This window comes from Photorhabdus stackebrandtii (genome assembly GCF_011189495.1).
GTDB lineage: Bacteria > Pseudomonadota > Gammaproteobacteria > Enterobacterales > Enterobacteriaceae > Photorhabdus > Photorhabdus khanii.
On record NZ_PUJV01000024.1, the window covers coordinates 18,514 to 44,024 of the forward strand.

The 25,511-nt window shown below is 46.4% G+C and carries 31 protein-coding genes and 1 riboswitch; of the genes, 23 read left to right on the plus strand and 8 right to left on the minus strand.

Annotation, left to right across the window (positions count from 1 at the left end; translation table 11 throughout):
* Positions 1-45 precede the first annotated feature (45 nt).
* Positions 46-1,560, minus strand: coding sequence for a trypsin-like serine peptidase (locus C5470_RS16810; protein ID WP_166290822.1), 1,515 nt, complete (start codon positions 1,558-1,560; stop codon positions 46-48).
* Between the two features lie 421 nt (positions 1,561-1,981).
* Entirely contained in the window at positions 1,982-2,578 is a 597-nt protein-coding gene (dmsD, locus tag C5470_RS16815) for a Tat proofreading chaperone DmsD (RefSeq protein ID WP_166290824.1), read from the minus strand.
* Positions 2,579-2,923: 345 nt separating this feature from the next.
* A riboswitch (cobalamin riboswitch) is annotated at positions 2,924-3,110 on the plus strand.
* 113 nt (positions 3,111-3,223) lie between these two features.
* Here dmsD and C5470_RS16820 point away from each other — a divergent pair.
* The 21 genes from C5470_RS16820 to cobT are packed head-to-tail and all read left to right on the plus strand — an operon-like array spanning position 3,224 to position 20,355.
* The gene (locus C5470_RS16820) at positions 3,224-4,606 is read left to right on the plus strand and encodes a cobyrinic acid a,c-diamide synthase CobB (protein ID WP_166290826.1); all 1,383 of its coding nucleotides are present in this window, start codon (positions 3,224-3,226) and stop codon (positions 4,604-4,606) included.
* On the plus strand, positions 4,603-5,562 hold the full coding sequence (gene cbiB, locus C5470_RS16825; RefSeq protein ID WP_166290828.1) for an adenosylcobinamide-phosphate synthase CbiB: 960 nt from the start codon (positions 4,603-4,605) through the stop codon (positions 5,560-5,562). Before C5470_RS16820 ends, cbiB begins: the two co-directional genes overlap by 4 nt.
* 15 nt (positions 5,563-5,577) lie before the next feature.
* Entirely contained in the window at positions 5,578-6,210 is a 633-nt protein-coding gene (locus C5470_RS16830) for a cobalt-precorrin-8 methylmutase (protein WP_166290830.1), read from the plus strand.
* On the plus strand, positions 6,207-7,343 hold the full coding sequence (gene cbiD, locus C5470_RS16835) for a cobalt-precorrin-5B (C(1))-methyltransferase CbiD (protein ID WP_023044078.1): 1,137 nt from the start codon (positions 6,207-6,209) through the stop codon (positions 7,341-7,343). Before C5470_RS16830 ends, cbiD begins: the two co-directional genes overlap by 4 nt.
* The gene (locus C5470_RS16840; protein WP_036848086.1) at positions 7,340-7,933 is read left to right on the plus strand and encodes a cobalt-precorrin-7 (C(5))-methyltransferase; all 594 of its coding nucleotides are present in this window, start codon (positions 7,340-7,342) and stop codon (positions 7,931-7,933) included. Before cbiD ends, C5470_RS16840 begins: the two co-directional genes overlap by 4 nt.
* Positions 7,930-8,499 carry a decarboxylating cobalt-precorrin-6B (C(15))-methyltransferase gene (locus C5470_RS16845; RefSeq protein ID WP_166290832.1) on the plus strand — a complete coding sequence of 190 codons (570 nt, stop codon included), beginning with the start codon at positions 7,930-7,932 and terminating at the stop codon, positions 8,497-8,499. The genes C5470_RS16840 and C5470_RS16845 overlap by 4 nt, the downstream gene beginning before the upstream one ends.
* Positions 8,492-9,265 (plus strand): cobalt-precorrin-4 methyltransferase, encoded by a 774-nt coding sequence (locus tag C5470_RS16850; RefSeq protein WP_166290834.1) that lies wholly within the window; start codon positions 8,492-8,494, stop codon positions 9,263-9,265. Before C5470_RS16845 ends, C5470_RS16850 begins: the two co-directional genes overlap by 8 nt.
* On the plus strand, positions 9,246-10,307 hold the full coding sequence (cbiG, locus tag C5470_RS16855) for a cobalt-precorrin 5A hydrolase (RefSeq protein WP_152961698.1): 1,062 nt from the start codon (positions 9,246-9,248) through the stop codon (positions 10,305-10,307). The genes C5470_RS16850 and cbiG overlap by 20 nt, the downstream gene beginning before the upstream one ends.
* Entirely contained in the window at positions 10,301-11,026 is a 726-nt protein-coding gene (locus tag C5470_RS16860) for a precorrin-3B C(17)-methyltransferase (RefSeq protein WP_036848073.1), read from the plus strand. The genes cbiG and C5470_RS16860 overlap by 7 nt, the downstream gene beginning before the upstream one ends.
* Positions 11,023-11,820, plus strand: coding sequence for a cobalt-precorrin-6A reductase (locus tag C5470_RS16865; RefSeq protein ID WP_166290836.1), 798 nt, complete (start codon positions 11,023-11,025; stop codon positions 11,818-11,820). Before C5470_RS16860 ends, C5470_RS16865 begins: the two co-directional genes overlap by 4 nt.
* Positions 11,821-11,832: 12 nt before the next feature.
* The gene (gene cbiK, locus C5470_RS16870) at positions 11,833-12,627 is read left to right on the plus strand and encodes a sirohydrochlorin cobaltochelatase (protein WP_036848067.1); all 795 of its coding nucleotides are present in this window, start codon (positions 11,833-11,835) and stop codon (positions 12,625-12,627) included.
* Entirely contained in the window at positions 12,627-13,340 is a 714-nt protein-coding gene (locus tag C5470_RS16875; protein WP_166290877.1) for a cobalt-factor II C(20)-methyltransferase, read from the plus strand. The genes cbiK and C5470_RS16875 overlap by 1 nt, the downstream gene beginning before the upstream one ends.
* Before the next feature lie 3 nt (positions 13,341-13,343).
* The gene (gene cbiM / locus C5470_RS16880) at positions 13,344-14,075 is read left to right on the plus strand and encodes a cobalt ECF transporter S component CbiM (protein WP_036848064.1); all 732 of its coding nucleotides are present in this window, start codon (positions 13,344-13,346) and stop codon (positions 14,073-14,075) included.
* Position 14,076: 1 nt separating this feature from the next.
* Entirely contained in the window at positions 14,077-14,358 is a 282-nt protein-coding gene (locus tag C5470_RS16885; protein ID WP_036848061.1) for an energy-coupling factor ABC transporter substrate-binding protein, read from the plus strand.
* The gene (locus tag C5470_RS16890) at positions 14,345-15,022 is read left to right on the plus strand and encodes an energy-coupling factor ABC transporter transmembrane protein (RefSeq protein WP_036848058.1); all 678 of its coding nucleotides are present in this window, start codon (positions 14,345-14,347) and stop codon (positions 15,020-15,022) included. Before C5470_RS16885 ends, C5470_RS16890 begins: the two co-directional genes overlap by 14 nt.
* Positions 15,023-15,035: 13 nt before the next feature.
* The gene (locus C5470_RS16895; protein WP_166290838.1) at positions 15,036-15,839 is read left to right on the plus strand and encodes an ATP-binding cassette domain-containing protein; all 804 of its coding nucleotides are present in this window, start codon (positions 15,036-15,038) and stop codon (positions 15,837-15,839) included.
* A gap of 11 nt (positions 15,840-15,850) precedes the next feature.
* A complete protein-coding gene (locus C5470_RS16900) occupies positions 15,851-17,389 on the plus strand; it encodes a cobyric acid synthase (RefSeq protein WP_036848053.1) in 1,539 nt (512 codons plus the stop codon).
* A complete protein-coding gene (gene cobU, locus C5470_RS16905; RefSeq protein ID WP_036848048.1) occupies positions 17,386-17,931 on the plus strand; it encodes a bifunctional adenosylcobinamide kinase/adenosylcobinamide-phosphate guanylyltransferase in 546 nt (181 codons plus the stop codon). The genes C5470_RS16900 and cobU overlap by 4 nt, the downstream gene beginning before the upstream one ends.
* Positions 17,928-18,674 (plus strand): adenosylcobinamide-GDP ribazoletransferase, encoded by a 747-nt coding sequence (gene cobS / locus C5470_RS16910; RefSeq protein WP_036848045.1) that lies wholly within the window; start codon positions 17,928-17,930, stop codon positions 18,672-18,674. Before cobU ends, cobS begins: the two co-directional genes overlap by 4 nt.
* Before the next feature lie 9 nt (positions 18,675-18,683).
* Positions 18,684-19,295: an adenosylcobalamin/alpha-ribazole phosphatase gene (locus C5470_RS16915; RefSeq protein ID WP_166290840.1), complete on the plus strand. Its 612-nt coding sequence runs from the start codon at positions 18,684-18,686 to the stop codon at positions 19,293-19,295.
* A 10-nt stretch (positions 19,296-19,305) separates the two neighbouring features.
* Entirely contained in the window at positions 19,306-20,355 is a 1,050-nt protein-coding gene (gene cobT, locus C5470_RS16920) for a nicotinate-nucleotide--dimethylbenzimidazole phosphoribosyltransferase (RefSeq protein ID WP_152961702.1), read from the plus strand.
* A gap of 58 nt (positions 20,356-20,413) precedes the next feature.
* On the opposite strand, the gene C5470_RS16925 is transcribed toward cobT, so the two are convergent.
* The 3 genes from C5470_RS16925 to C5470_RS16935 all read right to left on the minus strand — a co-directional run bounded on the left by C5470_RS16925 (position 20,414) and on the right by C5470_RS16935 (position 21,390).
* Entirely contained in the window at positions 20,414-20,584 is a 171-nt protein-coding gene (locus C5470_RS16925; protein WP_192903081.1) for a hypothetical protein, read from the minus strand.
* Between the two features lie 164 nt (positions 20,585-20,748).
* Positions 20,749-21,165 carry a type II toxin-antitoxin system HicB family antitoxin gene (locus C5470_RS16930; protein WP_132352714.1) on the minus strand — a complete coding sequence of 139 codons (417 nt, stop codon included), beginning with the start codon at positions 21,163-21,165 and terminating at the stop codon, positions 20,749-20,751.
* A 51-nt stretch (positions 21,166-21,216) separates the two neighbouring features.
* A complete protein-coding gene (locus tag C5470_RS16935; protein WP_036848460.1) occupies positions 21,217-21,390 on the minus strand; it encodes a type II toxin-antitoxin system HicA family toxin in 174 nt (57 codons plus the stop codon).
* 443 nt (positions 21,391-21,833) lie between these two features.
* Here C5470_RS16935 and C5470_RS16940 point away from each other — a divergent pair, with 443 nt between their 5' ends.
* Both C5470_RS16940 and C5470_RS16945 read left to right on the plus strand, forming a co-directional pair.
* Positions 21,834-22,265, plus strand: a complete 432-nt coding sequence (locus C5470_RS16940) for an Hcp family type VI secretion system effector (RefSeq protein ID WP_331251333.1) — start codon at positions 21,834-21,836, stop codon at positions 22,263-22,265.
* A gap of 7 nt (positions 22,266-22,272) precedes the next feature.
* Positions 22,273-23,103, plus strand: coding sequence for a DUF4225 domain-containing protein (locus tag C5470_RS16945; RefSeq protein ID WP_166290842.1), 831 nt, complete (start codon positions 22,273-22,275; stop codon positions 23,101-23,103).
* Between the two features lie 456 nt (positions 23,104-23,559).
* Here the strand turns inward: C5470_RS16945 and C5470_RS16950 are convergent, their stop codons facing one another.
* The 3 genes from C5470_RS16950 to C5470_RS16960 form a co-directional block, all read right to left on the minus strand.
* A complete protein-coding gene (locus tag C5470_RS16950; RefSeq protein WP_166290844.1) occupies positions 23,560-23,958 on the minus strand; it encodes a hypothetical protein in 399 nt (132 codons plus the stop codon).
* Positions 23,959-24,806: 848 nt separating this feature from the next.
* Complete coding sequence (locus C5470_RS16955; RefSeq protein WP_166290846.1) at positions 24,807-25,115, minus strand: helix-turn-helix domain-containing protein; 309 nt, start codon at positions 25,113-25,115, stop codon at positions 24,807-24,809.
* The gene (locus C5470_RS16960) at positions 25,105-25,437 is read right to left on the minus strand and encodes a type II toxin-antitoxin system RelE/ParE family toxin (protein WP_166290848.1); all 333 of its coding nucleotides are present in this window, start codon (positions 25,435-25,437) and stop codon (positions 25,105-25,107) included. Before C5470_RS16960 ends, C5470_RS16955 begins: the two co-directional genes overlap by 11 nt.
* Positions 25,438-25,511 lie beyond the last annotated feature (74 nt).

Here is a 25,511-nt window from a genome sequence, read left to right on the forward strand (position 1 = left end):
AGTAGAGATAAAAAAGGCCAGCAAACGCTGGCCAATTTTAAAGACTTATTTCTTAATACTAAAATCACTATGATTTATTGGGCCTTTATTACCCGCCTGATCCAATCCATATACACAAAAACGTACTGGGGAATTTTTCTTCATAAGAGAGATCGGTATTCTTCTATAGATAGAATATCCGGTGTAATCGTCACACTTCGTAGATTCCAGAGGACCTGATTTTATACGTAAGTCAACAATTTCCCATTGATTAAATATGGGATTAACAACCCATCTGTCATCCGCTTCAAAGATTAATCTTATTGCTGGTTTTATTGACGGAGGAGTGTTATCAATTTCACGTAATTTTACTGACGCGTTAGACGTATCCTGCCAGCGTTTATCTTCAGTATGTCTCCCAATTACACATACTGCATAAACCCCCTCTTTAGAAGGAACGGTGAGTTTATCCAGAGGTTGCGCAGTGACTGAAAAAGGTTTGCTGTATCCTTTAGGATTTGAGCAATCAGTATTACTCGCAAGTCCTTTCTTATAGCGGATTTTATCGAAACCATCTTCACCCAGTCGTAAATTCCATGTAGCAGCGCTGCCGTTAACGGTGCTTTGAGTAATAAGAGGACCACTGGCGCTAATTGTGATCCCTTTTCCATCGTCAAGTTTGTTTAAATCCAGTTTTCCATCACGGGTAAATGCACGTGCAATTTTGTCGACAGGCATATAGTAACTGGCGCCTTCGCGTGAGTAACCTTTATCATCGGCTAATTCACAAGGCCGGCCAAGTCCACAACCACTGTAACCCGGTGTGACGGTGGTATTTAATACGCCAATTATCTTAGATTGGTTTTTCAATATGACCGGCGAACCAGAGGTTCCCCCAGAAACACCAGCACAATCAACAGAAACACCTGGTGTCCAATTCCACACATGTTCATACAAAAGCGGTGTTTCTCCAAGAATGTGGCAATCGGAATATCGCAGGTAACGTTTATCACCCTCTACACCATTGACAGGTATATGAGCCAGTTCAATCGCCTGATCTGATGGCTTAAGTTCTTTTTGTAATGTCACCGGCAGTATTCCACGCTTTGCCAGTTCTCCATAAGTTGCTTTCAGTCTGAAAACTGCCAGGTCTCCGCCTTTCATGGTTGCGTATAAAACTTTATCAATATCAACAGGTTGATGTTTATCGATCAAGTCAATAAAGTAATTTGGTGTAAATGTCCAACCAGGATCCGCAGGCTTATCAATAATTACCTCGTTTGTGTCTAAGGTATCGTCAAGACAATGGCCTGCGGAGAGAATAAGCGCCTGTTGATTGGCATCCGGTTTTTCTGAGCCAGCAATGAGTGTAGCGGTACAGTGACCATTAGTGATTAATTTCCCAACATGTTTGAATCGTTCAGCACCCGGATCTGTCGATTTTAATAGCGGAGCTTCGTTGTTGCTGGTGTTGTATTGCAGATGAGCAATATGCTCATTTTTGCCTTCTGGGAGTGTTTGTGCGAAGCAATTTGTTGATACAATCCCTGTAATAAGAGTGGCTAAAAAGATTTTTTTCATATTTTGACCTCAGGTTGTTTACATTTTTAATATTTCCATGTAACGAAATCAGACGTTCAATAAAGTGATGTTTATGGCTAAACTTTTTTTAGGATTTTAATAAATCCTCTTTTGGAGTATTTAATGCTTACTAATTTATGAATTAATAAACATTTTTTTAACGCATAAAATCATTCTATTAGGTGCCTGTGTTCCTTACTCAATAATAAATAACATAAAAATCAGCTGAACAGTTTTATATACGGCAATAGGGCTATAACGTTCAATGGAACGAAAGCTGACGATAAGGGTTTTTCTGGTATAGGTTCATCGTTATAAATGATGAATTGATTAAATAGAATTTAAGCTCCGGGAGAATGTGAGTTGGTTAGCTGTTACTTAATTTCTCATCCGGAGCATTGATTGAGGAATAATAAAAATGTTAGCGAAATAATTCTGGTTTTGTCGGAATCAATTTCAGTTCAGTTTGTAGTGTTTTCAAATAGTCAATAGCAATAGTGGCTAAAATGGGATAAAAGTCATTTTCCAGTTTGGCCTCCTCAGTTAGTTCCAGATAACGATATGCCCACGGTAGTAAGTGCTGTTCCAGCAGTGTACGCGCAGCAGGTTTATGTCCTTGTTCTAAAATATAAACCAAGGCCAGCATCATCAAGCCAAATTGATCTTCCGGTTCCCGTTGTTGACTGGACATGATCATATTTTGTTTCGCCAGAAATTCCCGGTAAGCCAATGTGCTTTCACCTAATAATAGGTTTTCTCTGTCCAGATAAACGGATCCCCAAGGCGGCGCTGGCATGGCCCCTTGTCCTTCGAACAAGATAGAATAGTCATATTGCAAGGATTCTGCCGGCAAGGCAGCGATTTTTTTCGTCAAGTTTTCTATTTTTTCGCTATCTGACCAGGGAAATAATTTATCAATATCTGTCAGCAATGAAATTAGTGGACGGACTTGTTCTGACAGTGGTGAGTAATAAAAACAGGCGCCAAGAATGCGGGGGACTGTGGTATCTAATAACATCGGCAGTTCTCATTGTGATTCGGTTATACAGAGGGTGTAAGAAGCTATTTTATGACAAGCTTCATCATAAACTTATATGATATGAATAGATAGTTGATTATGATCAACGATTAATCTGTTGTGGTGTTGTTACTATCGCTGTTACCAGATTGGCGGTGGTTTTCGTTATAAGCTGTATAAAATTGTCATCGAGAATAATAAATCCAACCGTCTTCTTGATGTGAAGAATATATATTTAATTCGCATCTTAATTCAATGGGGTTAATAAGGTTATTGTGATGGAGATGGATATATATCATTAGCTGTCTAATAATTTAATAACTTAGTAAATAGTCTACGTTAAAAATAAATAAACCGCTGTCGGGTTAATACTGCACTTCAATGGTGTGGTTGGGAAGGGGGTGAAAATCCTCCGCAGCCCCCGCTGCTGTAATGCTGACGACTCCGCTGATACCACTGGTCGGAATGACTGGGAAGGTGGTGGGGAAGGATGACGCTAAGCCAGAAGACCGACCTGACAGGCATGAGATATTCAACTCCTTCGGAGGGAAGCGGGTTGTCATCCAATGGATGTGCGCAGTGCTGACGCTGTGTCAGGCACGTCTTGTTGACACCTATTCTCGGTCGATATATCGGGAATTTTTTATGCAACAGTCAGGCAAGAAGGCGTTTGTTATTGCAGGTACGGGGAGTGGTTGCGGTAAGACCACGGTTACCCTTGGCATTTTGCGGGCGTTGATGCTGCGTGGGTTGGCTGTCCAGCCGTTTAAAGTGGGGCCGGATTATTTGGACAGCGGCTGGCACAGTTCGGTGTGTGGTGTGGCATCCCGCAATCTTGATGCGTTTATGTTGCCAACAGCAACTTTAAACGGTCTTTATAATCAGCATATGCGCCATGCTGATGTGGCGGTCATTGAAGGTGTGATGGGGTTGTATGATGGTTATGGTACGAACCCGAATTATTGCAGTAGCGCTGCAATGGCTAAGCAGTTGGGATGTCCGGTGATTTTGCTGGTAGATGGTAAGGCAGTATCCACTTCTGTTGCAGCGACTGTTCTGGGTTTTTGTCGTTTTGATCCCTCTCTGACAATTGCGGGCGTCATTGTTAACCGCGTCAATTCTGAAAATCATTTTGAACTCATCCGTCGTGCCATTGAACATTATTGTGGCGTTCCGGTGCTGGGGCGTTTGCCCGTTATGCAAGATGTGTCGTTGCCGTCCCGTCATCTGGGGCTTATTCCTGCTCAGGAGCAGGTTGCCGATGATGCTCGCTGGCAGCGGTTGGCTCAACAGGTTGAAACGTATATCAACCTTGATCGTCTGTTGGCGCTCTGTGATTGTCCTGTTTCACCGGAAGGTGAGGCACCATCATTGCCTGATCCCGCACTGGCTGATGGCCTGACGCTGGCACTGGCGGATGATGAGGCTTTTAACTTTTATTATCCGGATAATCTGGACATGCTGGAACAGGCAGGGGTGCGTATTCACCGTTTTAGCCCACTGCATGATCGCCGTCTGCCTGATTGTCAGATGATTTATCTGGGCGGTGGCTACCCGGAAATCTATGCCGCTCAATTGGCCGCCAATAGTGCTATGCGGGAAGCGTTACAGGATGCGCATTATCGTCAGGTTCCCCTTTATGCTGAGTGCGGTGGCCTGATGTACCTTGGCAGGTCATTGACTGATGGAGAAGGGAAGTGTCACCAGATGGCCGGCATTTTGCCGGGAGAAAGCCGTATGGGGACACGGCTGATGCGCTTTGGTTACTGTCAGGCCAAAGCCCGTTGTAGTACGTTGTTGGCCGCTGTGGGCGAGGTTTTACGGGGCCACGAGTTTCACTATTCCGATTTTATTAGTTCGGTACCTTCGGTCTTTGACTGCACGAAATGGCGTGATGGTATGGCAATCCAGCAATGGGCGGGGGGCTATCAGGTACAGCAAACGCTGGCCAGCTATCTGCATATCCATTTTGCCCAGCGTCCTGGCCTGCTTGATCGCTGGTTGATGCATGCGAGGAGGCTATTGTGACACTTGCCGCCTGGTTTACTGCTTTCTTGCTCGATAGCTGGCTGGGTGATCCGCCACATTGGCCTCATCCGGTACGTTGGATTGGTCATCTGATTTCATGGGTGCAGCGGGCTGTCCGGCGCTGTTGCCATAATGAACGAGCATTGAAAATCGGTGGGGCAGTGTTGTGGATAGTTGTTGTTGGGATGACCTGGCTGGTGAGTTGGGGATGCTTATGGTTGATGAACTGTATTCATCCCTGGCTCGGCTGGTTGGCCGAAGTATGGATGATTTATACCCTGTTGGCTGGCCGTTGTCTGAGTGACGCCGCTTTGGCGGTACATAGTGTATTACAGCAGGGTACTTTGGATGAGAGTCGCCAGCAATTGTCATGGATTGTCGGGCGCGATACTTCTCAACTAGATGCGCCACAAATCACGCGTGCAGTGGTGGAGACGGTGGCGGAAAACAGTGTTGATGGCGTTATTGCACCACTGTTTTTCTTGATGATTGGCGGTGCGCCGTTGGCAATGGCTTACAAAGCGGTCAATACCCTTGATTCAATGGTGGGATACAAAACGCCGGAATTCCGTGCAATTGGGTATGTCTCCGCTCGTATGGATGATTTGGCAAATTGGTTACCTGCGCGGCTGAGTTGGCTGTTGCTAAGTGCAGCGGCTTGGTTTATCCGGGTTGATTTTCGTCAGGCACTGCGTATTGGCTGGCGTGATCGTTATCAGCATGCCAGTCCTAACTGTGGCTGGCCTGAAGCGACGGTTGCCGGAGCCTTGGGTATTCGCCTTGGCGGTCCGAATGACTACTTTGGTGAACGGGTAGATAAACCTTGGATTGGTGATGAACGCCGTGAGATCGCGTTAACGGATATCCCGCTCAGTATCCACTTGATGATGATAGCTTCGCAACTGGCCTTACTGTTGTTTGCGCTGCTGCGCTTACTGTTGGTCGGAATGGCTTAGAAAAGGGCAACGAATATGAACTATCTCCAGAAACCTCAGCAAATTGAACAGAATAGCTTTGCAATCATTGGCGATATTATTGCCAGAGAGCGGCCCGATTATCGTTTTGTTGATGAGATGCAGGAAGCGGTGATTAAACGGGTGATCCACACTACCGCAGATTTTGACTGGTTGGATATTTTGTGGTTCTCACCGGATGTGTTGACTCGTATTACAGAGGCACTGCGCCGGGGATGCATTCTGTATACCGATACCACGATGGCTCAGTCCGGTATCAATAAAGCGTTGTTACAGCAAATGGGTTGTGAATGCCGTTGTTATATCAGTGATCCGCGGGTGGTAACGATGGCGAAAGCACAGGGTATTACCCGTTCTATGGCAGCGGTGGATATCGCATTGGCTGAGGAAGGCGACAAGATATTCGTGTTCGGTAATGCTCCGACAGCGCTGTTCCGCTTGCTGGAAAGGCGGGCTTCACCATTGGCGGTGATCGGGGTACCGGTTGGATTTGTCGGCGCGGCAGAATCGAAAGCGGCGTTGATGCAAAGCGAATTGCCTTATATCGCAGCCGCAGGCCGTAAAGGTGGGAGCAATATCGCTGCGGCGATTATCAATGCCATTCTGTACCGGTTGCAGGAGGCACAATGAGCGATACGATGCAATTAGACAGCATCTGGCACAACGGTAAGCAGTATCGCAAAGGTTATACCACCGGTTCTTGCGCCACTGCCGCCGCCAAGGTTGCCGCGTTGATGGTGTTGCGTCAGCAAGTTATTGACCATGTTTCTATTGTTACCCCTTCTGGTGTGACATTACGCCTTAACGTTGAACAGCCACTGATTGAAGGCCAACAGGCGACCGCCGCTATCCGTAAAGATGGTGGCGACGATGTAGATGCGACTCATGGCATGTTGATTTTTGCCCGTGTCACGCTGTGCGATCACGGTGAAATCCATCTGAGCGGCGGGGAAGGTGTTGGTACGGTTACCCGCAAAGGTGTCGGGTTGCCGGTGGGCAGCGCCGCTATTAATCGTACACCACGCCAGACTATTGAGGCGGCGGTACGGGAGGCTATTGGCCCCATGCGGGGGGCAGAGGTGGAGATCTTTGCACCGGAAGGCGAAGAGCGGGCAAAGAAAACCTACAACGGGAAGTTGGGAATACTTGGCGGTATTTCCATTATTGGGACCACCGGGATTGTCACGCCGATGTCGGAGGAGAGTTGGAAACGTTCACTGGCGATAGAGCTGGAAATGAAACGTGCAGCGGGAGCCGAAAAGGTCATTCTGGTTCCCGGCAATCACGGCGAGCGTTTTGTGCGTGAACAATTGGGGCTTGATGGTCAACTGGTGGTGACGATGAGCAACTTTGTTGGCTACATGTTGCAGGAAGCGGTTCGGCTCGGGTTCCGCCATATCATGCTGGTAGGGCATCCCGGCAAATTAGTGAAGGTGGCCGCGGGGATTTTTCATACTCACAGTCACATTGCTGATGGCCGCATAGAAACATTGATTGCTTATCTGGCCCTGATGGGGGCGCCGCAGGCTCTTCTGTTGGAGGTTAATCGCTGCGATACCACAGAAGCGGCGATGGAACTGATTGCAGAGTATGGCTTGCAAGCGGTTTATGACCGTATCGCCGAACGTATTTGTGAACGAATGAGTGAGATGCTGCGTTTTGCCGTTAATCCACCGCGCTGTGACGCCATTATGTTCTCCTTTGATAATCAGATCCTCGGCACCAGCCGTCCGTTGAATGACATTTTGGAGGAGATGCGATGATCACTGTTGTCGGTATTGGTCCCGGTGATACGGCGTATCTGACGCCACAGGCGCAGCATTATATTACTGCTGCAGAGGTACTGGTCGGTGGCAGGCGTCATCTGGAGATATTTAGTGGCATCACCCATGAAACCCGCATATTGGATGCCGATCTTGCCAGTTTGCTTGTCTGGTTACAGAACAACAGTACACGTCATATTGTGGTGTTGGCGTCCGGCGATCCGTTGTTGTATGGCATCGGCAAATTGTTGTCTGAATATTTTACCGCAGATGATCTGCGCATCATTCCCGGTATCAGTTCAATTCAGTATCTGTGTGCTAAAGCGGCACTGGATATGAACGATATCTATCTGACCAGCAGTCACGGGCGTACCCCGGATTTCGACTGGATTTTACAACACGACAAAGTAGCGATGGTAACTGATGGGCGCGTCGGCCCGCGGGCAATTGCGGAGGCCATTATTGCGCGTGGCCTGAGCCGTACATTGATTATTGGTGAAAACCTCTCTTTGCCTAATGAGCGTATTCACCGTCTGCGGCCAGAAGCGGTGGCGACTGACTATGACATGAACGTGGTGGTGATCTTATGAGAGATGACGAATTTTTACGCGGACAGAAAGTGCCGATGACGAAAGAGCCGGTTCGTGCGCTGGCATTGGAGCGGCTGGAATTGAATCATGCCAGCCAGTTGATTGATGTGGGAGCAGGGACCGGCAGTGTGGCGTTGGAGGCAGCGCTGCGATTCCCGGCGCTGACGGTCACCGCCATTGAGCGTAATTCGGCAGCACTGGCTTTGATTGGGGAGAATTGTCAGCGGTTGGGTTGCCATAATGTGGAGATTATCGCCGGAGAAGCGCCATTGGCATTGGATGTAATGGCAGATGCGGTATTTATTGGCGGCAGTGGGGGCCAATTGACGGCACTGATCGACTGGGCGTTGGATCACATGTACCCCGGTGGCCGTCTGGTGCTGACGTTCATTTTGCTGAATAACCTGAATGATGCGCTGGCGCATTTGCGGACGTGTCAGGTAAGTGATTTAGAGTGCATACAGCTACAGGCGTCTACTTTGGCATCACTTGGCAGCGGTCACTATTTCAAGCCGAATAATCCGACTTATCTGATTTCCTGTTACAAGGAGAAGAGCGATGTCTGAACATTTTGATCCGCAGAAAGTCTGGTTTGTGGGAGCCGGGCCGGGTGATAAGGCGTTGATCACCCTGAAAGGCTATCGTTTATTGCAGCAGGCGCAGGTGGTGATTTACGCCGGTTCATTGATTAACACCGAACTGCTGGATTACTGCCCGCCAGAGGCTGAATGCCATGACAGCGCCAGTCTGACGCTGGAACAAATTGTTGCACTGATGGTGGATGGTGTACATGCGGGTAAGTTGGTGGTTCGATTGCAAACCGGTGATCTCTCATTATATGGCTCTATCCGTGAGCAAGGGGAAGCTCTGACAGATGCCGGTATTGGTTTTATCTCGGTGCCGGGTGTCAGTGCGTTTCTTGGTGCGGCGGCGCAGTTAGGGGTGGAGTACACCGTACCGGAAGTGTCACAAAGCTTGATTATCACCCGGATTGAAGGACGTACACCGGTGCCCCCGCTCGAACAGTTGGAATCCTTTGCTGCTCATCAGACTTCGATGGCGATTTACCTTTCTGTGCAGAAGATGAGGCATGTGGTCGCACGTCTTCAGGCCGGTGGTTACCCGGTCACAACGCCGGTCGTGGTGATATACAAAGCGACTTGGGCTGACAGTCATACCGTGCGCGGTACGCTGGCTGATATCACCGAAAAAGTACAGGCCGCGGGTATCCGTAAAACCGCTTTGATTCTGGTCGGTGCTTTTTTGGGAGAGGAATACCACTATTCCAAGCTCTACGATGCGGGGTTTAGCCATGAATATCGCCGGGCATGAATCGATCGCTGTGTTCTGTTTGACTCCGGGCGGGGTCAGATTGGTACGAAGGTTGAGAACGCATCTACCTCTGACCTGTTTTACCAGCGAAAAGCTGCTGGAGCCGGGGTTTCTTCCTTTTAATGGCAGTTTTGGTGACACCTTGCGCGAGGCGTTTAAGCATTATTCGGCGCTGGTGGTGGTTGCGGCGCTGGGGATCACCGTAAGAATGATTGCGCCACTGATAAACGACAAAATGCATGATCCGGCGGTGGTGGTGATTGATGAGCGTGGTCGACATGTTATCAGTTTGCTATCCGGTCATGTGGGTGGCGCTAATGCATTGACTCATTATCTGGCGGAGCTGTTGGGGGCCGACCCGGTGATTACTACCGCTACGGATATCAACGGGGTGGCGGCGCTGGATACGCTTGCCACTCAGTTAAACGCAGATATGCAGGATTTTCGCCATGTGGTGAAAGTGGTCAACCAAATGCTGGTCAGTGGTCAGAAAGTCGGGCTGTGGTGGGATGAATCACTACTTAACGAACGTGAACATTTTGATACCCGTGGTTTTGTCCCGGTAGTGAGTCTGGAGGCATTGCCGGAGCTGGATGTGCTGGTGTGTGTCACGTTGCACGATTCACTGCCCGAACTGCCTCTGCCGGTTTATAAATTGGTGCCAAAACGTGTTGTGGCCGGGATTGGCTGTCGCCGGGACACCCCGTTACAAACACTGGTTGAGCTATTGCAGCAGCAGATGGCGGAAAATCATTTTGATCTAATGGCCCTGAGTGCCATCGGCAGTGTTGTCATCAAGAAGGATGAGCCAGCGTTGAATCAGCTTGCACAGCGTTGGTGTGTACCGTTTAAGTTGTTCAGTGTTAATGAGTTAAGTCGCCATGAACAACGTTTTCCCGCTTCCGATTTTGTCCGCCAGACGGTGGGGGTTGGCAGTGTTTCACAACCTGTTGCCTGGTTGATGAGTGAAGGAAAACTGGTTGGTCGGACCTTGCGTCAGCAGGGCGTCACTATCACTTTGGGGGTATCACAATTATGTTAACCGTAATCGGCATTGGGCCAGGCAATGAATCTATGATGACGCAGGATGCCATTGCAGCGATCCGCGAAGCTGAAATTATTGTCGGCTATAAAACCTACACCCATTTGGTCAAACATCTGACGATGGATAAAGAAGTGATTAAGACCGGCATGTGCAAGGAGATTGAACGCTGCCAGACAGCGATTGATCTGGCGTTATCCGGTCGTAAAGTAGCGTTGATCAGCAGCGGGGATGCGGGGATCTACGGCATGGCTGGTTTAGTGCTTGAGTTGGTTTGCCAGCAACAGTGCGATCTTGAAGTCAAACTGGTGGCCGGGATCACCGCCAGCATTGCCGCAGCTACGTTACTGGGAGCACCGTTGATGCACGATTTTTGTCATATCAGCTTAAGCGATTTGTTGACACCGTGGCCGGTGATTGAGAAACGTGTGATTGCCGCCGCGCAGGCCGACTTTGTTGTTTGTTTTTACAACCCACGCAGCCGTGGCCGTGAAGGGCACCTTGCCAAAGCGTTTGAACTTATGCGGCCGTGGAAAGATCCGCATACGCCGGTGGGGGTGGTAAAAGCTGCCGGGCGTAAAAAGCAGGATAAATGGATTACCACTTTCGGCGAGATGGACTTTTCACCGGTGGATATGACCAGCCTGGTGATCGTTGGCAATCATACGACCTATTGCCGTGATGGACTGATGATCACGCCACGGGGGTATGAGCTATGAGCCATCCGGCTATCCATGTTTTCGGCGGTACCAGTGACGCCCGGCTGATCTGCCGGGCACTGGACGCGGCAGGAGCGCGTTACCGTCTCTCTGTTGCTACCGATGCCGGGAGGCAACTGGCGGGTGATATTCAGGGAGAGGTAGTGGTGGGGCGAATGGATGCCGAGGCTATGGTGCATTATTTTGATCAGCATCAGGTAGGTTGGGTAATTGATGCGTCACATCCTTACGCAGACGCGTTAACTCACAACGTGATCGCAGCTTGCCGCCAATTGTCACTGCGGTTTACCCGTTATCAACGTCCCAGTGAGATTGACTTACTGAATCACCCATTGTTGCACAAAGTCGATAGTGTGGAGGCGGCTTGCGACGTTGCCCGGACTCTGGGACCGCGGATATTGCTGACCACCGGCAGTAAACAACTGGCGCTGTATCAGCGTTTACTGCCGGGAAAAACCTTACTGGTACGGGTATTGCCGACGGCTGAGGTACTGGTTCAGTGTGAGGCGCTGGGGTTGGGGGTCGATCATATTATTGCGTTGCGTGGACCATTCACGGCTGAATTCAATCATGCGTTGTATGAGTTTTGCCACCCTGATGTTGTGATGACTAAAGAGTCTGGTGCTGAGGGGGGATATCAACAGAAAGTAGCTCCCTGTCTGGCACTCAATATTCCCTGTATTGTTGTGTGCCGTCCTGCACAGACTTTACAGGCAGATGAAGGAGAGCAGATTAGTTCGCTGGATGAGTTTGTCCAACACCTGACCCAATGGCAGGAACAACGAGGGCAATAAGAGGGCAATAAAATGAAAAAAGCACTGTTAATCATCAGCTTTGGTACCAGCTATCCGCAGACCCGGCAAAAGAATATCGATGCCTGTGAGCGGCAATTGGCGGCAGCTTACCCTGATCGTGATCTGTATCGGGCATTTACCTCAGGAATGATCATTCGTAAATTGCAAAAACGTGATGGCCTACAAATGGATAACCCACGTCAGGCATTGGAGCGTTTGGTTAAAGAAGGCTATCAGGATGTGGCTATTCAATCCCTTCATGTTATCAACGGTGACGAATATGAAAAGATCGTCAGTGAAGTGAGTGCCTTTAGTAAACGTTTTCAACGTTTGGTTGTGGGTACACCGTTGCTTAACAGTTTTGCCGATTATCAACAACTGCTTATTGCCTTGGAAAATCAGATGCCGCCATTGGCTGCGGATGAACGCGTGGTGTTTATGGGACACGGCACCAGTCATCATGCATTTTCTGTCTACGCGTGCCTTGATCACCTGATGAGCTCCCTTAATTTTCCGGCGTTGGTGGGGGCGGTGGAAAGTTACCCGGAAATCGGCCATCTCATCATCCGCTTGCGGCGGCAGGCCGTGCGTAAGGTACATTTGATGCCGTTAATGCTGGTGGCGGGTGATCATGCAATCAACGACATGGCATCAGACGAGCCGGACTCATGGCGTTCTCAGTTGGAAGCCGTTGGGATCAGCACCCAATCTTGGTTACAGGGGTTAGGTGAAAATCCACTGATCCGCCAAATGTTCGTTCAACATCTGGCTGTCGCATTACAGCCAGATCAACAGGAGGTGGCATGATGAAGGGAAGACTTTATGCGATGGGCGTTGGTCCCGGTGCCGGTGATTTGATTACCGTACGGGCCGCCCGGATACTTGCCCGCCTTGATGTACTTTATGCACCCGCCGGGCGTAAAGGCGGAGATAGTCTGGCGCTCTCTATCGTGCGTGAATACCTCTTACCACACACTGAAATTCGCACCTGTCATTTCCCGATGAGCAGTAACGGCGAAGAAAAACAGGTGGTATGGGATGAAGTGGCGCAACAACTGCAAAATGAAGTGATGGAAGGGCGGCAAGTCGGGTTTATCACATTGGGTGACGCCATGCTGTTCAGTACCTGGGTCTTTTTGCTGGCGCGCATTGGCCGGCAGGAATGGCTGGAAATTGTGCCGGGTATCACCTCTTTTGCCGCTATTGCTGCACGAACCGTACTGCCGCTTGCCATGGAGCAGCAATCAATGGCGGTCATGTCCTGTACTGCGCCGGAAGCTGAGTTGGAACAGGCATTGAAAGCCCATGATTGTGTGGTGCTGATGAAAGTTTATAACCGTTTTGCCACCGTGCGTGCGTTGTTGGCACGTTTGAATTTGTTTGAACATGCTTTGCTGATGGCAGACGCTTCATTGCCGGGTGAGCAGTGTTGGCGTTGTCTGGATCAGGTAGCAGCTGATCAGCCGCTACCCTATTTCTCCACCATTTTGGTGAATAAACAATGGCATACCAAGGAGTAGATTATGGAACAACAGCTAAAGAAACTCTCGTTGACCGGGTTGGCAATGGCAGTCTTGTTGATGTTGGTGCCGGAGCAAGCTTTTGCCATGCACGTTATGGAAGGTTTTTTGCCGCCGATGTGGGCATTGGCTTGGTGGGTTCTGTTTTTGCCTTGTCTGTTTATGGGGTTGGTACGATTGCGGCAGATTGTCAGTGATGACAGTAACCAGAAAGTGTTGCTGGCGTTGTGTGGGGCATTTATTTTCGTGCTGTCCGCATTGAAAATTCCATCAGTCACCGGTAGTTGCTCTCATCCGACTGGGGTGGGTCTGGCGGTGATTTTATTTGGTCCTTCGGTCGTTGCAGTACTTGGGGTCATTGTACTGTTATTTCAGGCACTGCTATTGGCGCATGGCGGTCTGACAACCCTTGGCGCTAACGGTATGTCAATGGCTGTGTTTGGTCCGATTGTCGGTTATTGGGTCTGGCGTCTGGCCAATAAAATCGGATTCCGGCGTGATGTTGCCGTATTCCTCTGTGCCATGATCGCGGATTTGGTGACCTATTTCGTGACGTCAGTACAGTTGGGAGTGGCTTTCCCTGAGCCTGAATTCGGTATTAGCGGTTCTATCGTCAAATTTATGAGCGTGTTCTGTCTGACTCAGATCCCGATTGCAATTGCTGAGGGTTTGCTCACTGTATTGATTTACGACCAATTAACTAAACGTCATCTTATCCACGTCAGGAGTCATTAACATGAAAAAGACCATTACCTTGCTGTTGGTGTTAATCGCGTTGGTTATTCTGCCGTTCTTTATTAACCACGGAGGCGAATATGGCGGAGCCGATGGAGAAGCAGAAGCGCTGATTCAGGTCACTGCTCCAGATTATGAACCCTGGTTCCAGCCGCTGTATGAGCCGGCCAGCGGAGAGATTGAAAGTTTGCTGTTCACCTTGCAAGGCTCATTAGGAGCAGCGGTGATCTTCTATATTCTGGGTTACTACCGGAGTAAGCGCAGTGAGCATGTTGGGAATTGATCGACTAAGTTATCAAAGCCGCTGGCGGCGGGTTGATCCGATGGCAAAATTGGCGCTCTATGGCTTGTTTCTGCTACTGGCGATGATCAGCCCGCCGCGCTACCAGGCATTGCTATTGCTGGTGATTGCGGCGCTGACCTGCTATCTGTTACGGATCGGGCCACGTCGCTATCTGCTTTGGTTATCTGTACCGTTATCATTCTTACTGGTGGGACTGATAGCCATTGTGCTATCGGTTTCCCGGCAGCCGGACGCCCTGTGGTGGGGCGTTCAGGCAGGCCAGTTTTGGTTCGGTATTGATAAAGCAGGGCTGACCACCGCCAATCAGACAATGTGGCGCAGCCTGGCAGCATTGGCGGCTACCTTCTGGTTTGTGCTTAATACCCCGTTTCCACAATTGATCCAACTGTTGAAACGTTGTCATGTCCCGGATCTATTAACGGAACAGATCCTGCTGACTTGGCGTTTTATCTTTATTTTTATTGATGAAGCGGCGGCGATCCATCGTGCGCAATCCCTGCGGTTTGGTTACACGTCGTTGGGAAGTGGCTACCGTTCACTGGCAATATTAGTTAGTATGCTATTTACACGCGTCATGATCCGCTATCAGCAAATGATTGTTTCGCTGGATATTAAACTTTATCAGGGGAATTTTCACCTGTAAGGACAGGATCCCGATGTTAGCTACCCGACAGTTAAGTTTCAGTTATCAGGATGAACCGGTCTTACAGAATTTAACCATGGATTTTAGCCACCATGCCGTTACTGGCCTGTTAGGCGCTAATGGCTGTGGCAAATCCACATTGTTTATGAATCTGAGCGGCATCTTGCGTCCACAACAGGGTGAGGTTTTATGGCAAGACCAGCCTATCGGTTATGGTAAAGCCCATTTGCGGGCCTTGCGCCAGCGGGTGACGACAGTATTTCAAGATCCGGAACAGCAAATTTTCTATACCGATATCGACAGTGATATCGCTTTCAGTTTACGTAATCTTGGCATTGATGAGGCGCTGATTGCGCAGCGTGTTGAACGGGCGTTGGCGCTGGTGGATGCTCATGAATTTCGTCATAAGCCAATCCAACATCTGAGTCATGGACAGAAAAAGCGTGTCGCGATAGCGGGGGCATTAGTGATGGAGGCGGAATATCTGCTGTTGGATGAACCGACCGCCGGGTTGGACCCTTCTGGCCGACAACATATGATCGCTATCATTGAACGTATTGTGGCAGAAGGAAAACGGGTGATTATTTCCAGCCATGATATCGATTTAATCTACAACGTCTGTGATTATCTGTACGTACTCTCCCACGGTAAATTGGTCTGTGCAGGTGAAACTGCTGAGGTTTTTCTGCAACATGAACAGTTGCAGGCAGCCGGACTGGTGCAGCCTTGGTTGGTTAAGATCCACAGCGAACTGGGGTTGCCATTGTGTAAAACTGAGGAGCAACTTTTTGCTCTGCTACGTCAGCGTAATAATTAAGGAAATGACATATGAGTCTGTCTTTAATGTTGCAAGGTACAGCATCCGATGTTGGGAAAAGCATATTGGTTGCGGGATTGTGCCGTATCTTTGTTCAGGATGGTTATCGCTGCGCGCCGTTTAAGTCACAGAATATGGCACTGAATTCTGGTATCACTGCTAACGGTGAAGAGATGGGGCGGGCGCAGATTTTTCAGGCGGAAGCGGCGGGTATAGAACCTGATGTACGAATGAACCCGATATTGCTAAAACCCACCAGCGATTGTAAGGCTCAGGTTGTGTTGATGGGAAAAGTGGCCTGTAGCATGAATGCGGTGGAGTATCACCAGTACAAGCCCCGTTTGCAGCAGCAAATCTGCGAAGTTTTTCACAGTCTGGCCCGTGAATATGACGTGATAGTGCTGGAAGGCGCTGGCAGCCCGGCGGAGATCAATCTGCGTGATCGGGATATTGTCAACATGGGAATGGCGGAGATGGTTGATGCGCCTGTGCTGCTGGTGGCGGATATCGATCGTGGCGGCGTATTTGCTGCCATTTACGGTACGCTGGCACTGTTACTGCCGGAAGAGAAAGCGCGGATCAAAGGGGTGATCATCAATAAATTCCGCGGTGATATCAGCCTGCTCCAGCCGGGTATTGAACAGATTGAAGCCTTAACCGGGGTGCCTGTGCTGGGAGTGATGCCTTGGCTGAACATTGACCTGGAAGATGAAGACGGCGTAGCGCTGCAAACCGGTAAATATGATGGTGCAGCTGAAAAGGCGCTGGATATTGCCGTGGTTCGTTTGCCTTATATTGCCAATTTTACCGACTTTAACGCACTGGCGATGCAACCGGATGTTCGCTTGCGCTATGTGACTCAGCCATCAGAGTTGCAGTCGTCGGATCTGATTATTTTACCTGGCAGCAAAAACACGCTGGGCGATCTGCGATGGCTGCGACAAAACGGCTTGGCGGATGCTCTGTTGACGGCACATCAGTCTGGTATCCCGGTTATCGGCATCTGTGGCGGTTATCAAATGCTGGGGAAGCGGATTATCGATGGCGTGGAATCGGGTATTGACCAGATGGACGGTCTTGGATTGCTGGATGTGGAAACCCAATTTGCCCATGAAAAAGTGACAACCAAGGTAAATGGTAGCTGCTTGGTGGCGTTGCCGGGCTTGTTATCAGATTGTGTTGAGCAACCGGTCCGTGGTTATGAGATTCATATGGGAAGCTCGTTATTGGGGGCGGATGTAACACCGTTTGCCTGTATTACCTATCGTAACGGTCAATCTGGTAGCTGGTTTGATGGTGCGGTCAATCGGGAGGGCAATGTGATGGGCAGTTATATTCATGGCTTGTTCGATAGTACTCATTTTACCCGTGCTCTGCTTAATGCTTTGCGTCAGCGCAAAGGATTGATGGCTTATCAGGGAGATACATTGGATTATACCGACTACAAACAGACACAGTTTGATCTTTTGGCGGAAGCAATGCGCGAACATCTGGATATAGAACGGATTTATCAGTGTATGAAAAACCATCAACAAGGCTTGGCACCGTGATTTTGATTACTGGCGGCGCTCGCAGTGGTAAAAGTGTGCTGGCGGAGAAACTGGCGGCACAAGCCAGTGAGCAGGTGTTGTATATTGCGACTGCCGTGGTGACAGACAGCGAAATGGCTGAACGTATACGACTGCACCGTGAAAACCGGCCGGCTCATTGGCGCACATGGGAAGGTTACCGTGATCTCGGTGCGGTCATTACCACGCAAACCCGGCCGGGAGACGCGGTCATTCTTGAATGTATTACGACATTGATTACCAATCTATTATTTGATCAAGCCGGAGAGACTTCACCCGAACAGATGGACTTTGCTGTATTGGAGGTGAGGATTCAGCAGCAAATTAGCGATCTATTAGCGGCTTGTACCGGCGTGACTTCACCGATATATCTGGTTACTAACGAACTGGGCATGGGCATCGTGCCGGAAAACAGACTGGCCCGCCATTTCCGTGACATTGCCGGAAGGGTTAACCAGCGGCTGGCGGCGGCGGCCAGTGAGGTATTTCTGATGGTCTCGGGGATTGAGGTAAAAATTAAATGAATCTGCGTCTGTTTCTTGCCACCTTGCAATTTATGACTCGCATCCCGGTACCGTCGCGTTGGACACAGGGAGTGGAAATGGATCAATACGTGCGTGGTATTGCCGGTTTTCCATTTGTCGGATTGATCGTCGGTATATTTGCCGCCGCTATTTTTACCCTGCTTGCGCCTTGGTGTGGTGCGCCGCTGGCGGCATTAAGTTACGTATTAGTGCTGGCATTGCTAACGGGGGCGCTTCACCTTGATGGTTTGGCGGATACCTGTGATGGTGTGTTTTCTGCACGTAACCGGGAAAGAATGCTGGAGATTATGCGTGACAGCCGTTTGGGAACTCACGGCGGTCTGGCGTTGATCTTCCTTATTCTGGCGAAAGTGCTGGTCGTGAGCGAATTGGCTCTGCGTGACGTCCCGATGTTGGTGACCTTAATAGCTGCGTCAGTGGCGGGCAGGAGTGCGATTGTGTTGTTAATGTATCGCCAACGTTGTGCCCGTGAAGGGAGCGGGTTGGGGAATCTTTATATTGGCCGGATTAATGGTCATCAGACCTTGTTGACGTTGTTGAGTGGGATGGTATTGATTGCTCTGCTGATTGGCGTGCCGGGTGTATTGGCATGGGTGATCACGCTGCTGGTTATCGGATTACTGGCGGTTTATCTGCGTCGTCGTTTAGGTGGACAAACAGGCGATACCTTGGGCGCGTCTGTAGAAATTGGGGAATTGGTGTTTTTACTGGTGCTATTGTGAGTCAAGTTGATGCGATTATTTTTGGTTCGGCATGGTCAGACGGAAGCGAATGTGGGCGGCGTTTTTTGTGGTATGACAGATGTGGAACTGACCGAAACGGGAATACATCAAGCCCGGCAAGTTGCCCACTATCTATCGGCAGTGACATTTTCGCAAGCGATAAGCAGCGTGTTACGACGGGCCTGTCATACTGCGGAAATTATTTTGGCAGATCGTCGGTTATCAGCCAGCATTAATGCGCAACTCAATGAAATGCATTTTGGTGCATGGGAAATGCGCCACCATCACGATTTGCAATATGAAGACGCTGAAGCTTGGGCTGCTTGGTTAAAAGATTGGCAACAAGCATCTCCTACCGGTGGTGAAGCCTTTCCTACATTTGCTGCCCGTATAGAAAACGTAGCGCAACAATTGTTGACACAGGAAAGTCAGGGCAATGTGTTGTTGGTTGCTCATCAGGGGGTTTTGGGCCTGTTATTGGCGCGTTTGCTGGCTATGCCGCCTTCTGCCATGTGGCACTTTCATTTTGAACAGGGTGCATACAGCGTAGTAGAAATCCACCATGGATTGACTACGTTGCGTACATTTAATAGCCGGGCTTGCTGGCAACCTGAGACGTAGGAATAACCCCATGCAAACATTTTCATCAATTATTAGTGCGATTGTGCCATTGGATAGCGTGGCTATGGTGCGCACTGCTACCCGACTGGATGGATTGGTTAAACCAACGGGTAGCCTTGGGCGTCTGGAACACTTGGCGATTCAACTTGCCGGTATGCGGGGATTACTGGGCCATCATATTAATCGTAAACAAATCATTGTGATGGTGGCTGATCATGGCGTTTATGACGAAGGTGTGACCATATCGCCCAAATCAGCAACGGCTATTCATGCTCAGAATATGATGAAAGGGATCACCGGTGTTTGCGTGCTGGCGGTAAATGCGGGCGCAGAGGTTAAAGTTGTGGATGTGGGCATTGATAGCGATCCTCTGCCGGGATTAGTAAACATGAAGATGGGGCGAGGCAGTGGCAACATTGCCGAAGGACCGGCAATGAGCCGCCAGCAGGCCGAAGATTTGTTATTGGCAAGCGCACACTTAACGCTGGAACAGGTTGCAACCGGCGTGAAACTGTTTGGTGTAGGTGAATTGGGCATGGCGAATACCACACCGGCTGCGGCTGTGGTCAGCGTTTTTACGGACAGCGATCCACAACAGATCGTAGGCATTGGGGCTAACTTTCCCTGTGATCGTTTGCATCATAAAGTGGCGATTGTGCGGCAAGCGATTGCAATAAATCGGCCTGATGCTAGCGATGGCATTGATGTGTTGGCGAAGGTCGGCGGTTATGATTTGGTGGGGATGGCGGGCGTGATGCTTGCTGCGGCTTCTGCCGGGTTGCCGGTGATACTGGATGGTTTTCCCTCTTACGCGGCGGCGTTGGCCGCTTGCCGTATTGCTCCCGATGTGCGTCATTACCTTATCCCGTCACATTTATCGGCTGAGAAAGGCTCAATCATTGCATTGCAACATCTGCAACTGGAGCCTTATCTGCATCTGGACATGCGTTTGGGAGAGGGCAGCGGTGCTGCGCTGGCTATGCATCTGGTGGATGCGGCTTGCGCTACGTATAACAATATGGGGCTATTGGCCGATAGCAATATTGTGCTGCCGTTGTAAAAGAATGAGAGAAAAAGCGTTATCGGGGTAGGATAACGCGGAGAAAATGGTATTTGATTTATATGTCGTTACGAGCCTTGGCAACATGACTAAGTGCCAATAAAAAGCTCGTTTCGCCACCCTCTTCATCAAGCTCTTTAAAAGCAGTGTGAAGGTATATTTCAGCAAACTCAGGGTCCTTACGGATTATTTCAATTACTGCTTCATCGTGACTACGTGATCTGCTCATGGTTTCCAATACTGAATATAAATTAAGGTTTTTGGCGGAAGGGATCAGAAAATACCCTGCTTTATGCCAGCATTTTACTGAGTGTTGATCTCTGGTCTCTTATTGGCGTGGGTCATACCAATAAGAGACTGAATAAAGCTTTATCTTGTTGCCTCCGTTACCTATCAGTGTGAAGTCACGGATACCTCAAGATTTTTACCCATTGCCCCGATAGCACGCTGAACAGTGTCGATTTTTGTTGAATGCCGTAAATTAAAAATACGTTGTACTTCCTGTTTTTTAACCGTAATACGCTCGGCCAGCTCCACCTGAGTTAAGCCGGAATCAATAAACGTATTCAACATCATAATTTTTGCTGCAACACTTATCGGCACATCGACAAAATCACCGGTTATTGAACTAGGTAAAGGCACTTTCTCACTATCTTCAAAATAAAACTCAAAAGCGGTAATAAGTGCATCAAGCGCCATTTCTAGCGCTTCTTCGCGTGTATCACCTTGTGTAATGGCCTCTGGTATATCGGGAAACGATACAACAAAGCCGCCCTCATCGGCTGACTGTAAGTTTACTGGATATCGCATATTTTTTTATGGTGAAAGTCCGCAAGTACCAGCCACGAAGGGCTGGATTTGTTAAAGACCTAACTGCTTGATAATAGCTCTTCTTAGTGCTTCTTTTATCTCATTGCCGGGGTGCCTCGGCATTACGCTTCGTTTCCCCTTATATCGTAGTTTTAAATGGTTTGTACCGTCCCAAACTTCGACGCCTTGAGATTCGAGCCACTTTCTAAACTCGCGTTGTTTCACCATCCCTCCTTTTTGTTGAACATAGAGTTATGGTAAACATTTTTGATTACCTTGGTCAACATTTATATTTGCTATTTTCATGTTTGAAACAGAAAAGGATAATTTATCTGTTTTAGGGACTTTTTGTTCTACTCTGCTATAACTACCCTTGGGCAAAAACTTTAAGTGTTTTAGGTAAATATATCTTGTACAATTTGATTACCAATATCTTTCATCTATTCTGAATTTGCTTGGATTAGTAAATTAATTAAATTACTAACACAAAAGTATTAACTGAATCTATCTTGTCATGAAATCTATCACATTTTTTGGAATAAAACTTATAACTAATTATCATTCTTATTAATTTGATATATATTCACGTTTTTGAAAAATTGACTAACTGATGGTTCTTTATGGCGAATATAATCTATTTGGAAATTAAGGGTGATAAGCAAGGATGAATATCACAAGGATGTTCAACGGTTGATTCTATTGGCAACACATGTCAGATTGGTCATGAAGACCATATATTTGTTTATGAATTGACATCGAATATAACCCGAGGTCAACATGTCAACCATCAGCCGGTTGAGATAAGAAAGCCAATTGATAAATCTTCTCCTCTTTTGGGTTTAGCTATAACCAATAAAGAATCACTGCAATGTATTTTTTATTTTTACAGAACATCAACGAAAGGTGGCTTGGAACTCTATTATAAGATAAAACTCACCGGCGCATATCTATGTGGATTGAATGGGTTTTATCCAAATTCATCTACGCATAATGAATGCCAGCCACAGGAAAGTTTATCTTTAATGTACCAGTCAATCACGTGGGAACATGTTATGTCTGGCACCAGTGCATATAGCATATGGGAAGACAACGTTTATTGAGGTTTTTATGAAAGGGATATCTCATCTTTCTTATGACTTAAATAATTACGCTTCGTCATTGAAGCGTAAAGCACACTTGGCTGCCAGTTTTTTTATAGAAGATAGTCAATTGAGAATGTCATATTTAAAAGAAGTTGATGACTTTGTTAATATGAAAACATATGAGTTTAAAAATACATTTGATATAAGTGAAAAAAAGAGATTAATTTATGAAGTAAGAGATGAATATGAAACGACTGAAAAAGAATATCAGATATTAAGGCGTAAGGATTATACTAAATATATTATAACCGATATATTTGAAGATCAGGGAGTAGTTAAATACGCAAAAATAGGCGGTGGGGTTGTTGCTGGTATTGTTCAAGCAGTTGCTGGTTTTGCTGTAATTAATTCAGGGAGGCTTGTAAAGTCTAAAACAGTTCAGTCAATAGGTGTTGTATTAGCTGCTCATGGAGGTAATAACTTTTATGAGTCTATTAGTCCGATTCTTTATGAGAATCAAGATATAGGCTGGGTCAGGGCAGGATATCGGCATATCTCTCATGCTTTAGGTTATGATGATGGTGTAGCTGATGTTGCTTATAGTTCAGTTGATTTAGTGGCAAGTTTATATGGAACTTATGGGATGCTTAAGCTTAAACCTATTAAATCCAAGAATAATATATCGGGGGGCTATACTGTTAAGCCGGGGACAGGAAAATTATTTAGGTATATTAATGAGGATCTTGCCAGAAAATGGCGGTTAACACCAAATCCTATGTTAACCATTCAAATATCTGGTAGTATATATAAAGTCAAACTTTTGATGGATGACATATATAAACTTCATGATGATTGAAATTTAGTTTTTATTTTAAGATGAATATAAAATGTTGCTAATTTTAATCCTATTATGAAATTACAATTAACAGAGTAGCTGAAATAAAATAAAGCTGATGTTGTTATTGATAAGTAAACAAAAGTCATCAATGGAATTCCATATGCTTGCCCACTGAAAAACATTCCTGATATTATAAATAAGTTAATTAGTGTTGAATATATTAATGGTATGGCGATTTCTTCACCTATAAGTAACAGATAATGACAAAAACAATCTGTTTTACTTTTATATTTATCATAAATGTAGGGGTCGTCTTTATGAAGAATCAGAAAATTTCTCTTTATCTTAAGCAATTCTTTTAAGGTGAATCCACTATTTAATATTAACTTTCTTAAGTCAGTTAAGTTCATTTATTTAGATCCGATTTTATTTAGTTTTATAATTGGTTATTTCTATCATGTTTTATTAATAAACTCAAGGATTAAATTTTTTTATTTTAAAACGAATATAGAATATTGCTAATTTTAATCCTGTGATTAAATTACAGCTAACGGAAAGAGTATAATAAATAAAAGCAGAAATGGAAAAGAATAAGTAAATAGAGGACATTAATGGGATCCCATATGCTTTCCCACTGAAAAAAATTCCTGTCATCATAAATGAATAAACTGAGGTTAATAGTATTATTGGTAATGCTATCTCGTCAGCTATAAATAGTAGATAATGACAAAAACAATCCGTTTTACTTTGGTATTTATCATAAACATCAGGGTCATCTTTATGCAGGACAAGAAAGCTTCTCTTTATCTTAAGTAATTCTTTTAAGGTGAATCCACTATTTAATATTAACTTTCTTAAGTCAGCTAAATTCATTTTTTTAAACTCGTTTTTATAACTATATAAATGGCTTGTCGTAACATATTTAATTTTTTATAGCTGCTTTAAATGTTCTTTTATTCTGAAACGAATATAGAAAATGACTAATTTTATGCATGTGAAAAGATTATAACGATAGCGATGATAAAAAGATTTATAGCATATGCATATTATTGTTGAAATGATATAAAGAATCGATACTAATGATAAATAGGATATTGAATTCTCGTCATAGAGGAAAATCTCCATTATTATGCAGCCTGCATACATGAGAGCAAAAAATAACACTGAATCGCCGGCATCTTCAGCAAGCACTATTATAACGTTGTAAATATTATCGCTTTTTGTATAATACTTTATTACATATCTTCTTTCATCATCGTCAAGATTTTTAAAGATCCTTTGCATCATAAGAAGCTCTTTAAATGTGAATCCACTACTGAGGGTTAATTTTCTTAATTTTTCCAAATCCATTTATTTAACCTCATATTTATGATTGATATAATGATTTATCATAACATATTTATTCTTTTATTATACCTAATAAATGCGTTCTTTAGATCTGTTTTTCGCAGGTTTGTTGGGCTTGTAAATTTCTTAATTGTATTGACAGTCTTGCCGATAAACTAACACCAATAAAAAAATGAATAAATTTCCAAGCAAAAAAAGTTATTTTATAGGGTAGGTAAAATAATTTATACTTATTGTGTGAATCTACTTCAATATAATTATAGTTCTGGGGCAGTGGGTCTCAGTAACCACAAGTTTGTTTGGCGGGTTGTAGATGAATATAGTAGACAGGGTAATCAAGATTTCAGAGGCATCGGATCTGATGCCTCTGTAAGTTACACCAGTCGTATCTGTAATTTTTTGCCAACAGCAGACGCATATTTTTTCAGTGTAATATATGAAGGTCCTTGTGTGCCGGAGGTTAATCCGTTTTCAAGCCGTGTAATAGCTGTTGCCTTGGTGCCCATGCGTTCAGCTACTTGTGCCTGTGTTAGCCCAGCTTCTTTGCGTGCAGCTAGTAGTTCATCAAGTAATGTATATTCTTCTTCCAGTTTGTCGTATTCAGCTTTGAATTTTGGATCTTTCATCCAGTTAGCAACCATTTCATCGTGTGTTATGGTTGGAGGGATACGTTTACCAGTCATTCTTTTTGATCTCCTTTAATCTGGCTTCTGCAATGGTTCTCTCTTTGGATGGTGTTTTTTGAGTCTTTTTAATGAAGCTGTGCAGTATGACAATACGCTTATCAACAATTGTGCAGAAGAAAACTCGCCCTATGCCTTCTCCACCTTTGACTCGAAGTTCAAAGAGACCGTTACCAAAAGCGCTTGTATGTGGTTCACCGAGACTTCCACCGAACTCTTTCATGCGTTCGGTTAGCTTGGCATATCTAACTCGCAGCGTAATAGGCCAGCGATCTATATCAGCGCGAACGCTATCATTGTAATAATCAATAGTGTATTTCATAGAAATAAACATAACATTCTTGTTATGTTTTCACAAGGTATTGCAAGGCAAAGAAGACTCATCTGGATTCTCTC